Genomic DNA, 14,726 nt, shown 5'->3' on the forward strand with positions numbered 1-14,726 from the left:
GGAGCACTACTTTTGAAAACTAGTAAAAAGTAGCGGGGTTGTTCCCGATAGAAAAACAAAAGTCTAATTGGACTTGCAGAGCTTATATTTCGTGAGAAGTATAAGGAAGCTGAGTGGTACCACGATTCCCTCGTCTCAGCAATGGATTGCTACAAGTATGTAAGTAATCGATTGTTGAGACGAGTATATTTTTAAGGTTTATATACTGAATATTCTGTTAAAAAAACTCATCTCAGCAATCGATGTAGAAATAGATTGCAAAAAATAGAGAAAAAAAGAGGAGCGATGTGAGATGGGAAACCAGTACATTTACATGAATGGGGAATTTGTAGAAAAAGAAAAGGCAGTTGTTTCAGTATATGATCACGGTTTTTTATACGGAGACGGTGTATTTGAAGGGATTCGTAGTTACGGAGGAAATGTATTTTGTTTAAAAGAACATGTGAAACGATTGTATGAATCAGCGAAATCTATTTTACTAACAATTCCAATGACGGTAGAAGAAATGGAAGAAGCAGTTTTACATACACTCCAAAAAAACGAATATACTGATGCTTACATTCGCTTAATTGTCTCAAGAGGAAAAGGTGACTTAGGGCTCGATCCGAGAAGTTGTGTGAAGCCGAGCGTAATTATCATTGCAGAACAATTAAAGTTATTCCCACAAGAATTTTATGATAATGGGCTAAGCGTTGTATCTGTTGCATCAAGACGTAATACGCCAGATGCGTTAGATCCACGTATTAAGTCAATGAATTATTTAAATAACGTACTTGTAAAAATTGAAGCAGCACAAGCAGGAGTGTTAGAGGCTCTTATGTTAAATCAACAAGGATATGTTTGTGAAGGTTCTGGTGATAATGTTTTCGTTGTGAAAGATGGAAAAGTATTAACCCCGCCATCCTATTTAGGAGCATTAGAAGGTATTACGAGAAATAGTGTTATCGAGCTATGTGAGCGACTGAGTATTCCGTGTGAGGAAAGACCGTTCACTCGCCATGATGTATATGTAGCGGATGAAGTATTTTTAACAGGAACAGCAGCGGAGTTAATTCCAGTTGTAAAAGTTGATTCCAGAGAAATTGGAGATAGGAAACCAGGAAGTGTAACGAAACAATTGACCGAAGAATTTAAAAAATTAACGAGAGAAAGAGGAGTACGTGTTCCCGGGCTGACGGAAAGCTTAGCATAAATAAGGAGAGGAGTTAATGGAAATGAAGCAGCAGTATACAGCGTATGAGAAGTTACAGTATGAAGAAATGACAGGCGCTGGGCACGTGATTCAATGTTTGAAGAAATTGGGTGTAACGACCGTTTTCGGCTATCCAGGCGGAGCGATTTTACCAGTATACGATGCGTTATACGAAAGTGGTTTGAAACATGTTTTAACTCGTCATGAGCAAGCTGCCATTCATGCGGCTGAAGGATATGCGAGAGCTTCTGGAAAGGTCGGGGTAGTCTTTGCTACCTCTGGCCCAGGGGCGACAAATTTAGTTACGGGCTTAGCAGACGCTTATATGGATTCGATTCCTTTAGTTGTCATTACCGGTCAAGTTGCGACGCCTTTAATTGGTAAAGATGGATTTCAAGAAGCGGATGTTGTCGGAATTACAGTACCTGTTACGAAGCATAATTACCAAGTTCGTGATGTAAATCATGCATCACAAGTTGTGCAAGAAGCTTTTTACATCGCCAAAAGCGGACGACCGGGACCAGTATTAATCGATATTCCAAAAGATGTTCAAAATGCAAAAGTCACCAGTTTCTTTAATGAAGAAGTTGATATTCCGGGGTACAAACCAGAACTTGTACCAGACAGCATGAAACTTAGAGAGGTGGCTAAAGCAATTTCAAAATCAAAGCGTCCACTTCTTTATATTGGAGGAGGTGTCATTCATTCAGGTGGATCCGATGAACTCTTCGAATTCGCAAGGGAGAACCGTATTCCAGTCGTTTCAACTTTAATGGGACTTGGTGCATATCCACCGGGAGATCCATTGTTTCTAGGGATGCTTGGTATGCATGGGACATACGCTGCTAATATGGCGGTAACAGAATGTGATTTACTACTTGCATTAGGTGTTCGCTTCGATGATCGTGTAACAGGAAAATTAGAACTTTTTTCTCCGAACTCGAAAAAAGTACATATTGATATTGATCCTTCTGAGTTTCATAAAAATGTAACTGTAGAGCATCCGATTGTTGGTGATGTGAAAAAAGCGTTACACATGTTGTTACATATGTCTATTTATACACAAACAGACGAATGGCTTCAGAAAGTAAAGGCATGGAAAGAAGAATATCCACTTTCTTATAAGCAAAAAGAATCTGAGTTAAAACCACAGCATGTGATCAACTTAGTAAGTGAATTAACGAATGGTGAAGCGATTGTCACAACAGAAGTAGGACAGCATCAAATGTGGGCTGCTCACTTCTATAAAGCAAGAAAACCTCGGACGTTCCTTACTTCTGGAGGATTAGGAACGATGGGGTTTGGTTTTCCAGCAGCAATCGGTGCTCAGCTAGCTAAAAAAGAAGAACTTGTCATTTGTATTGCAGGTGACGCTTCTTTTCAAATGAACATTCAAGAACTACAAACAATTGCTGAAAATAATATCCCTGTAAAAGTATTTATCATAAATAACAAATTTTTAGGGATGGTAAGGCAATGGCAAGAAATGTTTTATGAAAATCGTTTATCAGAATCAAAAATTGGATCACCAGATTTTGTGAAAGTAGCAGAAGCTTATGGAGTAAAGGGATTAAGAGCAACAAATTCAACCGAGGCGAAACAAGTGATGTTAGAAGCATTTGCTTATGAAGGTCCTGTCGTAGTTGATTTTTGTGTAGAAGAAGGTGAAAACGTATTTCCGATGGTTCCGCCAAACAAAGGAAATAACGAAATGATTATGAAGAGGTGGGAAGAATGAGTCATACTTTTTCACTCGTTATTCATAACGAGCCAAGTGTCTTATTACGTATAAGTGGGATTTTTGCTCGACGTGGTTATTATATTTCTTCTTTACATTTAAACGAAAGAGATACTAATGGTGTTTCTGAAATGAAACTCACAGCAGTTTGTACTGAAAATGAAGCGACATTACTTGTTAGTCAGTTGAAAAAATTAATTGATGTTCTGCAAGTAAATAAATTATAAGGAGTGTATGGAATATGAAAACATATTATGAAAAAGATGCAAATGTAGAGTTATTACAAGGAAAAACTGTTGCAGTAGTTGGTTATGGATCACAAGGTCATGCGCAAGCACAAAATTTACGTGATTCTGGTGTAGAGGTTGTAGTTGGTGTTCGTCCTGGTAAGTCGTATGAAGTAGCGAAAGCGGATGGATTTGAAGTAATGTCTGTTTCAGAAGCGGTTCGAACCGCACAAGTTGTACAAATGTTATTGCCAGATGAACAGCAAGCTCATGTGTATAAAGCAGAGGTAGAAGAGAATCTTCGTGAAGGACAAATGTTACTTTTCTCACATGGATTTAACATTCACTTCGGACAAATTAATCCGCCAAGTTACGTAGATGTAGCGATGGTCGCGCCAAAAAGTCCAGGTCATCTCGTTCGCCGTGTATTTCAAGAAGGAAATGGTGTTCCAGCATTAGTCGCAGTGCATCAAGATGCGACGGGAACAGCGCTACATGTAGCATTAGCGTATGCAAAAGGTGTAGGGTGTACACGTGCGGGGGTAATTGAAACGACATTCCAAGAAGAAACCGAAACGGATTTATTCGGTGAGCAAGCTGTACTTTGCGGCGGGGTAACTGCACTTGTGAAGGCCGGGTTCGAAACGTTAACGGAAGGTGGATATCGTCCTGAAATTGCATACTTTGAATGTTTGCATGAATTAAAGCTAATTGTTGACTTAATGTACGAAGGTGGATTAACGACTATGCGCCATTCTATTTCAGATACGGCAGAGTTTGGAGATTATGTAACAGGATCGAGAATTGTTACAGATGAAACGAAGAAGGAAATGAAGCGTGTTCTGACAGAAATTCAGCAAGGTGAATTTGCGAAGAAATGGATTTTAGAAAATCAAGCAGGGCGTCCGACGTATAACGCAATGAAAAAAGCAGAACAAAATCATCAATTAGAAAAAGTGGGAGCAGAGCTTCGTGAAATGATGAGCTGGATTCATGCACCGAAAGAATTAGTAAAGAAATAGAGTAAGAGAGTATAAATGAAAAATATGTAAGAGGGGATTTGACAAGATGAGAAGTGACATGATTAAAAAAGGTTTTGATAAAGCACCGCACCGTAGTTTATTAAAAGCAACTGGTTTGAAAGATGAAGATTTTGATAAACCTTTCATAGCGATTTGTAATTCTTTTATTGAAATTATTCCAGGGCATAAACACTTGAACGAGTTTGGGAAACTTGTAAAAGAGGCAGTTCGCGCGGCAGGTATGGTACCATTCGAATTCAATACAATTGGAGTTGACGATGGTATTGCGATGGGACATATCGGTATGCGTTATTCTCTTCCGAGTCGTGAAATTATTGCAGATTCAGTAGAAACGGTTGTAAATGCACACTGGTTTGACGGCATGATTTGTATCCCAAACTGTGACAAAATTACACCAGGTATGATGATGGCTGCACTACGTATTAATATTCCGACTGTGTTTGTTTCAGGCGGCCCGATGGCGGCTGGAAAAACGTCAAAAGGAGAAGTTGTTGATTTAAGCTCTGTTTTTGAAGGGGTAGGAGCTTATCAATCTGGGAAAATTTCAGAAGAAGAATTAAAAGATATTGAAGATCATGGCTGTCCATCTTGTGGCTCTTGTTCGGGTATGTTTACCGCGAACTCTATGAATTGTTTATGTGAAGTATTAGGTTTAGCTCTTCCTGGTAACGGGAGTATTTTAGCAATTGATCCAAGACGTGAAGAGTTAATTAAACAAGCAGCAGAGAAATTGAAAATTTTAATTGAAAGAGATATTAAGCCGCGTGATATTGTAACAGAAGAAGCAATTGACGATGCTTTTGCACTTGATATGGCGATGGGTGGATCAACGAATACAGTATTACATACGCTAGCACTCGCACAAGAGGCAGGACTAGATTATGATATGAACCGTATTGATGCAGTTTCAAGACGTGTACCTCATTTATGTAAAGTAAGTCCAGCCTCAAATTGGCATATGGAAGATATTGATCGTGCGGGCGGGATTAGTGCAATTTTGAAAGAGATGAGCCGGAAAGAAGGAGTACTTCATCTTGATCGAATAACTGCTACTGGGCAAACATTAAGAGAAAATATCGCTGAGGCAGAGATTAAAGATAAGGAGGTTATTCACTCTCTCGAAAACCCTCATAGTGAAGAGGGGGGCTTACGTATATTAAAAGGAAATCTTGCTAAAGATGGAGCGGTTATTAAAAGCGGTGCAACAGAGGTAAAGCGTTTTGAAGGGCCTTGCGTTATTTTTAATTCACAAGATGAGGCACTTGCGGGCATTATGCTTGGGAAAGTGAAAAAAGGAGATGTAGTTGTCATTCGTTATGAAGGACCAAGAGGTGGGCCTGGTATGCCAGAAATGTTAGCCCCAACATCAGCAATTGCTGGAATGGGATTAGGTGCTGAGGTTGCATTATTAACAGATGGACGTTTTTCTGGAGCTTCACGTGGAATTTCAGTAGGACATATTTCACCAGAAGCAGCAGCGGGCGGGATGATTGCACTTCTTGAACAAGGGGATATTGTATGTATTGATGTTGAAGAACGCTTACTAGAAGTAAGAGTGAGTGATGAAGAATTAGATAAGCGTAAAAAAGAATGGAAACGACCAGAACCGAAAGTAAAAACTGGCTGGCTCGGACGTTATGCACAAATGGTAACATCGGCGAATACAGGGGCTGTCCTGAAAATCCCACATTTTGATTGAGCCAATTTAAAAGAGATAAGGATGATATATAATGGTGCAAAAGGTAAAGGAGAGAGTGAAAATTGAAGATATCTTAATGGCTCATAATTGCCTGAAAGATATCGTTATTAAAACACCGTTACAACGTGATACAGTTTTATCTGAGAAATATGATTGTGACGTTTATGTAAAACGAGAAGACTTACAATTAATTCGCTCTTTCAAAATTCGTGGTGCATACAATTTGATTCAAAGTTTACCGAAAGAAAAGTTACAAAACGGTGTTGTTTGTGCAAGTGCTGGTAATCATGCGCAAGGAGTTGCTTATACGTGTAATTTATTGAAGATTCCGTCAAAAATATTTATGCCCACAACAACACCGAAACAAAAAGTATCACAAGTACAATTTTTCGGTGGTGATTTCGCAGAGATTGTATTAGTTGGTGATACATTCGATAGCTCTTTCCAAGAAGCACAGTGTTATTGTGAAGAAAATAGAATGACATTTGTTCATCCGTTTGATGATCCGTATGTAGTTGCTGGTCAAGGGACAGTGGCAGTTGAAATTATGCATGATATGGAGAAAACGGTTGATTATATCTTTACAGCAATCGGTGGTGGTGGATTAGCATCAGGAGTTGGTACATATGTAAAAGGTGTTAGTCCTACTACAAAGGTTATTGGTGTAGAGCCAATGGGAGCTGCATCTATGAAAGAGGCTTTTCTTCAAAATGAAAATGTAGCATTGGAGAAAATAGATAGCTTTGTTGATGGGGCAGCTGTTAAAAAAGTAGGAAAGTTAACATTTGAAACTTGTAAAGATGTAATTGACGATATTATTTTAGTACCAGAGGGGAAAGTTTGTACGACGATTTTAGAACTGTATAAGAAAAATGCGATTGTAGCTGAACCGGCTGGTGCACTCTCTATTGCAGCGCTTGATTTATATAGAGATGAAATAAAAGGTAAAACAGTTGTATGTACGCTAAGTGGTGGAAATAATGATATTGATAGAATGCAAGAAATGAAAGAGCGTTCGCTCATTTATGAAGGACTGAAACATTACTTTATCATTGAATTTCCGCAGCGTTCAGGTGCGCTAAGAGAATTTCTTGATAAAGGATTAGGACCAGAAGATGACATTACGCGCTTTGAGTATATTAAGAAACATAATAAAGAAAATGGTCCAGCATTAGTCGGCGTAGAATTAAAACATAAAGAAGATTATGAGCAATTAATTACTCGCTTTAAAGAAAATAATATTCAATTTATGGAACTTAATAAAAACCCTGTTTTGTTTGATTTGCTTATTTAATAGAAGGAAAGAGTTAGAATGTAAATAAAAAAGATAGATACAAGCGAGGGAATATAGTGCTTGTTCTATCTTTTTTATAGTTAAACTAGGTACTCATTAAATTCAAGAAGAATAAAACTAGCTAACCAAAAGAGTATCGCAATACGAATGATTACATACATTGTAAATTCAAAAGGAGTAAGATTTCTCTCTCGCTTTATTTTTTTAAATAGTCTCACAGAATAAAAGGAACATAAAAGCAGGATTGCTATAGACATTTTATAGATGTTTTCTAAGAGGTTTATATTTTCTAATAACTCTTTCAGCATGTTTATCACCTATTCTGTAAAGTATATTACAGAGAAATAGATCTTGAGCTGTCTAGTTTCGTTTGTTTTTTATTTTCCCTGTATCATCAATTTCTACATCAGTTGAAATTGTTTGTAAATATTGAAGAGCTTTTTTCTTTTCTCCTTCATTTACAGGGGAAACTTGGTTGTTGCGAATGATATAAGGATTGAATGACATTTGGACATCCTTTCCTTTAAAAGTTAAAGTTAATACGCCAGTTTCAGCGCTTTTCCCATTCACATAACTCGGGAATAAAAAGTTACCTAATGAGTAAGCGATAGGAACTTTATTATAATACTCAAACCCTTGTAACCAATGTGGATGGCTCCCGACAATTGCGTTAGCTCCTGCTTCAACCATTTTAGGTACATATTGCTTTTGGTATTCTACCGGACGATTTGATTTTTCAACGCCCCAATGCATATAGACGATTAAATAGTCTGCATCTTTCTTTTGTTCTTTAATTGTTTTTGTTACAAGATTTAAATCATAGCCATTCGCAACGCCAGGTTTATTCTCACCAGCTACCCAATTAGAATCAGGCATAAATCGAACGAAGGAAAGAAATTTAAACTTTTTCCCTTTTACGGTCATTTCTCGTGCTGTATATGCATCTTTCGCATTTTTTCCGGCTCCAATGTAAGGGAACTTTAATTTTTCTACGTGAGAAATCGTATCTAATAATCCATCTTGCCCATAATCAAGTGTGTGGTTATTCCCAATATTTACGATGTCATATCCAGTGTTTTTAATAGCTTGTAGTGTAGATGGATCACTTTTAATCCAAAACAGTTGCCCAGGTGCTTTCTTTTCTTTCGTTGTAAATGCCGACTCTAAATTCACAAAAGAAATATCAGCTTTTTTTATTTCTTCTTTTACATGTTGGAATGGGTAATCAGCCCCATTCTTTTCGATTATAGGACGTAATTGCCAATCAAACATTGTATCACCAGAGAAGGTGAGTGTGATTTCTTGGTCTTCTATTTTCTTTTCGCTTTTTGAAGCGGTTTTACTAGATTTGTTTTGCAAATCGGGTTTGTCTTTTGCTTTTGAAATAAAAGAGTAATTGATTAATAAAACAATCGGTGTAATGAAAAAGGCTATTAACAAAAATCGTTTTAGTAAAGTTTTCATATATACCTTCCCTTTTAATATTATCCCGCAATTAAATTAACACTGAATCTATTAAAGGTAATTAAAGTTACAAAAAATAGCGGGTTATGTAGTGGAAAACATTTGTTAATATTCTCAATATTAAGTTAACATATAGATAACCTGTAAATCAATGTATAAACCAAAATATAGAAATAAAGAATTCGAAGGGTGAAGAATGAGAAATGGTTATATTAGGAGCAGTTGTAAATGGAATTTGTATTATATTTGGTACTTTACTTGGTAAATTATTTAGTAGGATTCCAGAAAGTATGAAAGGGACGATAATGCACGCAATCGGTTTAGCGGTTACTGTGCTTGGGCTTCAAATGGCATTAAAAAGTGAAAACTTTCTTGTTGTCATACTGAGTTTAGTGATTGGTACGGTAATTGGAGAATGGTTACAATTAGAAGAAAAGTTAAAACATTTAGGGGATTGGCTAGAAAATAAAGTTGGATCGAAAGGGAAAGGTAGCATATCAGAAGGTTTTGTAACAGCTACTTTAATTTTTGCAATTGGCGCGATGGGGATACTTGGTGCACTTGACAGTGGGATTCGCGGAAATCATGATATTTTATTTACAAAGGCGATTATCGATGGGTTTATTTCTATTATATTAACGACAACTCTAGGAATTGGCGTAGTATTTTCGGCAATTCCAGTTGTTTTATATGAAGGTGGTATTGCAGTTTTTGCAACACAAATTAATAGTTTTGTCCCGAAAGAATTAATGAACCAATTTATAGTGGAGATGACGGCTACGGGCGGCATTATGATATCTGCTATTGGATTGAACTTGCTTAGTATTATTAAAATCAAGGTGGCAAATTTACTTCCAGGTATATTGGTAGTGGGTGTAATTGTTTCAATTATTTATGGTTACGGTTTGTTAGTAAATTAGTAGAGGATGGAAACACATATGGAGGAATTTCAATTTACAAAACGTGTGCATAAAATATTGGAGATTGCAGCAAAAGAGAGTGAGTATAACATAATTCACCCAGTCCATCTGTTTATAGGTATGTGTAAAGAAGGTACAGGAGTTTGCGCTGAGTTATTTATGTATTTGTTTCACAAAGTCGGTCCAGATTTTTTAGAAAAACTTTCGTTACGAAAACAATTCGATTTACATAATCAAGAGTATAAAAAAATAGGGCAATATAAACTATCTTATAAGGCGATAGAAATTTTACAAATAGCGAAGAAACGTATGGAACGCTTTCAGCAAGTAGTAGTAAATGAAGGACATGTTATGTATGCATTATTTCGTGTAGATACAAATATTGGTGGATTTATACATACACAAATGCAAGAAGATATATTACGTATTACAGCTGCACCGAGAGACTTAGCGGTTGATTTAAATAGTTTTAAATCTATTTATAATACATTATTTTGTCATGTAAGAAGAGTTAGTCCTTCTGATTTTGATAAGTTATCACGATTTGTAGTGGATGAATTTGGTGAACGGTGGTTACAGTCGGTTGATTATGGATTTCGGACATATAACGAAAAGTTACCTATCTATATTGCACAGCAGGAGGAAGTAATTGTTGGTTTCGCCTGTTACGATGTAGTGAGAGGAAAGAAAGGCTTGTTTGGTCCAATGGGCATAGCGAAACAAAATCGTGTGAAAGGTGTAGGAAAAGAATTATTGCATCATTGTTTATATAATATGAAGCAAGATGGATATGAATATGCGATTATTGGACAAGCAGGTCCCATTGAGTTTTACGAGAGAAATTGTAATGCTCGTTTAATACCGATAGATAATAAGTAACCAACTTCATATAGAGGAGTTGGTTTTATTATGAAAATGATGTAGAGATGTAGTGTTTTTTACTAGAAAATAGCGGGTTTTGTAGTAAATCTTACATATAAAGCAAATTACTAAACTTTTTACAAGAAAGGGTGTAGAATGGGTATCTAAAGAAAGAAGGTGTGAAAATGGCCAGCTGGAAACGGAATTTAATGATTTGTTGGCTAGGTTGTTTTACCACTGCAGCCGGTATGAGTTTAGTAATTCCTTTCTTATCTTTTTATATTGAGGAATTAGGAGTAACTGGCACTTCAAGCATTGCACAGTGGTCGGGACTTGCATTTGGTGTAACATTTTTAATGGGTGCGATCGTATCGCCAATATGGGGAAAGCTTGGTGATATACATGGACGGAAATTGATGCTTATTCGTGCTAGCCTTGGTATGGCGATTATTATGACGCTTATGGGGTTTGTAACGGATGTGTATCAACTAGTCGCACTAAGATTTTTAATGGGAGCAGTATCTGGTTTCCTTTCAACAGCGATGACATTTATTGCAGCAGAAACTCCGAAAGAACATTCAGGTTGGGCGATTTCCACAATTTCAACTGGTGGTGTGAGCGGTTCGTTACTTGGCCCGTTACTTGGCGGTTATTTGTCTGAGTTAATTGGAATGCGTCATGTCTTTCTTGTTACGGGAGCTTTTTTATTCCTTTCCTTTCTCATCGTTTTTTTCTTCCTGCATGAAGAAAATCACTCTGCTCAAGCAAAAAAAACACAGCCGAAAAAAGTATGGACGATGGTCCCAGCGAAGCATTTAATTATTAGTTTATTTGTAACAACATTTATTATTCAACTTGCTAATATGTCAGTTCAACCAATTGTTACATTGTACGTGAAAAATTTAGTAGGTCCTCATACTGCACATATTGAAACAATTGCGGGTGCAGTTATGTCAGCGACAGGATTAGCAGTTATTTTGGCAGCACCAAGACTAGGAAGATTATCAGATCATATCGGTCCTCAAAAAACGTTAGTTGTAGCGTTATTTGCTGCAGGAATTATTTTTATCCCGCAAGCATTTGTAACGTCAGCTTGGCAACTATTAATTCTTCGATTTTTATTAGGTATCGCACAAGCAGGATTATTACCTTCCGTACAAACTCTACTAAAACAACATACACCAACCCATGTTACGGGACGAATATTTGGATATAATCAATCATTTCAGTTTTTAGGAAATATGATTGGTCCAGTGCTCGGGGGACAAATTGCAGCGCATGCAGGTTTCCAATATGTTTTCCTCTCTACATCTTCACTATTATTTATTGCGTGTATTTGGGTTTATTTTCATAATAAGAACGAAGAGGTATCAGAGAAACGACATTTGGAAGTTAGTTAACTAAGTGAATGAAAAAGAAAAAGGATGAAGCAGCATGTGCTTCATCCTTTTCTTTAAAATCGAAGACAAAGATAACTTAATGTACCAAGCTCGTAACTACGGTGAATGACTTCACCGCTATTTTCACCACTTCCCATAGCGATAAATAAAGGAACAAAATGTTCTGCTCTTGGTACTGCTAATTGTGCATGAGGAGCATTTTTCTCCCAATTAAACAATGCATCTTTATCGTTATTCTGCATATGTTTAATAATCCAATCATCAAATTCAATTGCCCATTTTTCAGGTGTAGTTTGATTCCATTTCAGTGCTCGTAAATTATGAACGGTAACGCCACTCCCGATTACTAAAATATCTTCTTGTCCGAGTCCTTTAAGTGCTTCTCCAATTTCAAATTGTTCTTTTGCAGAAAGGAATGGATTGACTGATATTTGCACGACAGGAATATTTGCTTCTGGATACATGCGGTGCAGGAGTGTCCATGAACCATGATCTAAACCTCTCGTCATATTATGATGGACTGAAATACCTTTGTTCTTAAATTTTGTTTCTAAAATAGATGCAATATGAGAAGAGCCTTTCGCACGATATTTGATTTCGTATAACTCAGGGGGAAAACCTCCAAAATCATAAATTGTTTCATACTCGTTATCTGATGAGGAAATCGTTAATACTTCACTTTCCCAATGAGCAGTGAAAATAACAATTGCTTTCGGTTTATATGTTTCTCCAAGTGTTTTTAAAAATCGTGTATAGTCTGTATCTTGAATAGCGAGCATAGGCGAACCATGTGCTAAAAATAATGATGGCATCATAATAGTAGGAACCTCCTAAAAATTATATAGTTACTTTATGTAAGTAACTATATAATTTTATTTTGAATTCGTCAAGAAATTAGTTTAAAAGCAAGTCTGAAAAATACATCATTTGTCATAATGAAAGCAATTACATATAATATAAAATAAGAAAAGTGAATGGATATTCATTTTCTTAAAGCTATACATAATAGAGTTGGGGGCTGACGAAATGAATGTACAGGAAAGTTTCGTTACGGCATTGGATGGATCGGAAATTTATTTGCGTAAGTGGTTACCAGAAGGAGATCCGAGAGGAATTATTCAAATTGCACATGGCATGACAGAGCATGCAGGGGTGTATACAGAATTTGTAGATGCTTTATTGGAAGCAGGGTATGGTGTTTATGCGCATGATCATAAAGGACATGGGAAAACAGTAAAAAAAGAAGAAGACTATGGTCATTTTGAACCAAATATAGGGTGGAATCAAGTTGTATCGGATGTTATCTTTGTTTCAGAAAAGATAAAAGAAGAGCAGTCAAGTCCTTTGTTTTTACTTGGACATAGTATGGGTTCTTTTTTATCAAGACGTGCTGTACAACTTAGAGGCGAATTATATGATGGATTTCTGATTTCAGGAACAGGTGGAAATCCAGGGCTTTTAGGAGCTATTGGTCATAAAGTAGCAACAATCGAAATGAAATTGCGTGGGGCAAAAACGAAAAGTCCAATGTTAAACTTTTTATCTTTCGGAAACTTCAATTCGAACTTTAAGCCAAATCGTACAAAATTTGATTGGTTATCTTCAGATAATAATCAAGTTGATAAATATATTGCGGATCCGTTATGTGGTTTCATTTGTACGACGAGTTTTTACCGAGAATTATTTTCTGGTGTATTAGAAGTAAATAAACTAGAAGAATACAAGAAGACGCCAAAGAATCTTCCAATACATATATTCTCTGGTGATCGTGATCCTGTTGGCGATATGGGGAAAGGTGTAAAAGAAGTATATGAAAACTATAAAAAATGTGGTGTGAAAGACGTGACACTACGTTTATATGAAAATGGTAGACATGAAATGTTTCATGAAGTAAATAAGGATGAAGTATTTAAAGATTTAATTTCGTGGTTAGATGCGCATAATAAATGAGAAAGATAATCCCAAACTGTTTGTAGTTTGGGATTATTTATTATACAGAAATAGGGGCAATAAATTCTTAAATTCACTTTACTTAATAAAAAATAAAAAAATATTGTATGAGAGGAAACCTCACTTTTCTGAAGTGAGGTTTTTTGTAGTAACGAAGTAATAGTGAATAAAACTAATTTTAAAAGTAATTTAAAATTAAACTTTTTATAAAGCAACAGATGCTCGTTCATAATAGTAGTATAATAGTGAATGAGGTGTTAATAGAATGGAAGATAGAACGTTAGGTTTATTACTAGATGTTGTTGGGGAACTATTTTCAGATGAAATTTCAATTGCTGTTTCGAATACGAAAGAATATATTTACTATCGGCCAAGTAAACGAATTGATTTAAAGATTAGTGTCGGGGATCCTATAAAGGAAGGAACGATTGCTCATAAAGCGATGGTGATGAATCAAAAAACCTCTGAGTTTATGAATCGGGATGTTTTTGGTATTCCTTATCATGGAATGGCTGTACCATTTTCAAACAATGGAAAGCTTGAAGGGTGCGTGACGGCAATTTATCCAGCTTTAACGGATGGAAAGTCAGTTGTTACTTTAAAAACAACAGACGGCTGGATTCCGGTTCCTTTTTCAAAGGTTATGTATTTAGAGGCTAAAGATAAAAAGACGTATGTGAATTCAGAAGAGTTATCAGGAACACATAAATACTCTCTGCAAGAATTCGAATACTTGCTTCCGAAAGATTCATTTATTAGATGTCACCGTTCGTTTATTGTAAATGTTAATCATATTAAAGCGATTTATCCTGATACCCATTCTACTTTTGTACTTTCGATGGATAATGGTGAGAGAGTACCAGTTAGTCAATCATACGCTAGTTATTTCCGTAAACTTCTAGGATTCTAAATTTTTCTGCTTTAGAACCTAGATTTGC

At 36.3% G+C, this 14,726-nt stretch carries 14 protein-coding genes and 1 other annotated feature (1 of these 15 running past the window's edge); of the genes, 11 read left to right on the forward strand and 3 right to left on the reverse strand.

What is annotated here, in order from left to right:
• Positions 1-141: a binding site (T-box leader), on the forward strand (it extends 99 nt beyond the left edge of the window).
• Positions 142-292: 151 nt separating this feature from the next.
• The 6 genes from ilvE to ilvA are packed head-to-tail and all read left to right on the forward strand — an operon-like array spanning position 293 to position 7,193.
• On the forward strand, positions 293-1,192 hold the full coding sequence (gene ilvE, locus M1D73_RS08895) for a branched-chain-amino-acid transaminase (RefSeq protein WP_121868397.1): 900 nt from the start codon (positions 293-295) through the stop codon (positions 1,190-1,192).
• A gap of 22 nt (positions 1,193-1,214) precedes the next feature.
• Entirely contained in the window at positions 1,215-2,930 is a 1,716-nt protein-coding gene (gene ilvB / locus M1D73_RS08900; RefSeq protein WP_121868408.1) for an acetolactate synthase large subunit, read from the forward strand.
• Positions 2,927-3,157, forward strand: coding sequence for an ACT domain-containing protein (locus M1D73_RS08905; protein ID WP_000019912.1), 231 nt, complete (start codon positions 2,927-2,929; stop codon positions 3,155-3,157). The genes ilvB and M1D73_RS08905 overlap by 4 nt, the downstream gene beginning before the upstream one ends.
• 14 nt (positions 3,158-3,171) lie before the next feature.
• Complete coding sequence (gene ilvC, locus M1D73_RS08910; protein ID WP_000861143.1) at positions 3,172-4,179, forward strand: ketol-acid reductoisomerase; 1,008 nt, start codon at positions 3,172-3,174, stop codon at positions 4,177-4,179.
• A 46-nt stretch (positions 4,180-4,225) separates the two neighbouring features.
• Positions 4,226-5,899, forward strand: coding sequence for a dihydroxy-acid dehydratase (gene ilvD / locus M1D73_RS08915; RefSeq protein ID WP_001255813.1), 1,674 nt, complete (start codon positions 4,226-4,228; stop codon positions 5,897-5,899).
• Positions 5,900-5,930: 31 nt separating this feature from the next.
• Entirely contained in the window at positions 5,931-7,193 is a 1,263-nt protein-coding gene (gene ilvA / locus M1D73_RS08920) for a threonine ammonia-lyase IlvA (protein WP_000250318.1), read from the forward strand.
• Between the two features lie 80 nt (positions 7,194-7,273).
• On the opposite strand, the gene M1D73_RS08925 is transcribed toward ilvA, so the two are convergent.
• Positions 7,274-7,501, reverse strand: a complete 228-nt coding sequence (locus M1D73_RS08925) for a hypothetical protein (protein ID WP_000910604.1) — start codon at positions 7,499-7,501, stop codon at positions 7,274-7,276.
• Positions 7,502-7,553: 52 nt separating this feature from the next.
• Complete coding sequence (locus M1D73_RS08930; RefSeq protein WP_000854536.1) at positions 7,554-8,657, reverse strand: CapA family protein; 1,104 nt, start codon at positions 8,655-8,657, stop codon at positions 7,554-7,556.
• 203 nt (positions 8,658-8,860) lie between these two features.
• On the opposite strand from M1D73_RS08930, the gene M1D73_RS08935 reads away from it, so the two are divergent.
• The 3 genes from M1D73_RS08935 to M1D73_RS08945 all read left to right on the forward strand — a co-directional run bounded on the left by M1D73_RS08935 (position 8,861) and on the right by M1D73_RS08945 (position 11,838).
• Entirely contained in the window at positions 8,861-9,577 is a 717-nt protein-coding gene (locus tag M1D73_RS08935; protein WP_000236030.1) for a DUF554 domain-containing protein, read from the forward strand.
• Between the two features lie 18 nt (positions 9,578-9,595).
• A complete protein-coding gene (locus M1D73_RS08940; RefSeq protein ID WP_000390854.1) occupies positions 9,596-10,456 on the forward strand; it encodes a GNAT family N-acetyltransferase in 861 nt (286 codons plus the stop codon).
• A 167-nt stretch (positions 10,457-10,623) separates the two neighbouring features.
• Entirely contained in the window at positions 10,624-11,838 is a 1,215-nt protein-coding gene (locus M1D73_RS08945) for a multidrug efflux MFS transporter (RefSeq protein ID WP_000179303.1), read from the forward strand.
• Between the two features lie 53 nt (positions 11,839-11,891).
• Here the strand turns inward: M1D73_RS08945 and M1D73_RS08950 are convergent, their stop codons facing one another.
• Positions 11,892-12,653, reverse strand: coding sequence for a DODA-type extradiol aromatic ring-opening family dioxygenase (locus tag M1D73_RS08950; protein ID WP_000982899.1), 762 nt, complete (start codon positions 12,651-12,653; stop codon positions 11,892-11,894).
• 211 nt (positions 12,654-12,864) lie between these two features.
• Here M1D73_RS08950 and M1D73_RS08955 point away from each other — a divergent pair, with 211 nt between their 5' ends.
• Together M1D73_RS08955 and M1D73_RS08960 are read left to right on the forward strand one after the other, a co-directional pair.
• Positions 12,865-13,788 carry an alpha/beta hydrolase gene (locus tag M1D73_RS08955; protein WP_001102581.1) on the forward strand — a complete coding sequence of 308 codons (924 nt, stop codon included), beginning with the start codon at positions 12,865-12,867 and terminating at the stop codon, positions 13,786-13,788.
• 265 nt (positions 13,789-14,053) lie between these two features.
• Positions 14,054-14,698 (forward strand): LytTR family DNA-binding domain-containing protein, encoded by a 645-nt coding sequence (locus tag M1D73_RS08960; RefSeq protein ID WP_000390211.1) that lies wholly within the window; start codon positions 14,054-14,056, stop codon positions 14,696-14,698.
• The last annotated feature ends 28 nt before the right edge of the window (positions 14,699-14,726 follow it).

This window comes from Bacillus sp. PK3-067, assembly GCF_056738645.1.

Excerpts from the sequence above, each read along its gene's own strand:
- M1D73_RS08940 (WP_000390854.1), top strand. The coding sequence starts at position 9,596 with ATGGAGGAATTTCAATTTACAAAACGTGTGCATAAAATATTGGAGATT.
- M1D73_RS08905 (WP_000019912.1), top strand. The coding sequence starts at position 2,927 with ATGAGTCATACTTTTTCACTCGTTATTCATAACGAGCCAAGTGTCTTA.
- ilvC (WP_000861143.1), top strand. The coding sequence starts at position 3,172 with ATGAAAACATATTATGAAAAAGATGCAAATGTAGAGTTATTACAAGGA.
- M1D73_RS08955 (WP_001102581.1), top strand. The coding sequence starts at position 12,865 with ATGAATGTACAGGAAAGTTTCGTTACGGCATTGGATGGATCGGAAATT.
- M1D73_RS08945 (WP_000179303.1), top strand. The coding sequence starts at position 10,624 with ATGGCCAGCTGGAAACGGAATTTAATGATTTGTTGGCTAGGTTGTTTT.
- M1D73_RS08925 (WP_000910604.1), bottom strand. The coding sequence starts at position 7,501 with ATGCTGAAAGAGTTATTAGAAAATATAAACCTCTTAGAAAACATCTAT.
- M1D73_RS08950 (WP_000982899.1), bottom strand. The coding sequence starts at position 12,653 with ATGATGCCATCATTATTTTTAGCACATGGTTCGCCTATGCTCGCTATT.
- M1D73_RS08935 (WP_000236030.1), top strand. The coding sequence starts at position 8,861 with ATGGTTATATTAGGAGCAGTTGTAAATGGAATTTGTATTATATTTGGT.
- ilvE (WP_121868397.1), top strand. The coding sequence starts at position 293 with ATGGGAAACCAGTACATTTACATGAATGGGGAATTTGTAGAAAAAGAA.
- M1D73_RS08960 (WP_000390211.1), top strand. The coding sequence starts at position 14,054 with ATGGAAGATAGAACGTTAGGTTTATTACTAGATGTTGTTGGGGAACTA.
- ilvB (WP_121868408.1), top strand. The coding sequence starts at position 1,215 with ATGAAGCAGCAGTATACAGCGTATGAGAAGTTACAGTATGAAGAAATG.
- ilvD (WP_001255813.1), top strand. The coding sequence starts at position 4,226 with ATGAGAAGTGACATGATTAAAAAAGGTTTTGATAAAGCACCGCACCGT.
- ilvA (WP_000250318.1), top strand. The coding sequence starts at position 5,931 with ATGGTGCAAAAGGTAAAGGAGAGAGTGAAAATTGAAGATATCTTAATG.
- M1D73_RS08930 (WP_000854536.1), bottom strand. The coding sequence starts at position 8,657 with ATGAAAACTTTACTAAAACGATTTTTGTTAATAGCCTTTTTCATTACA.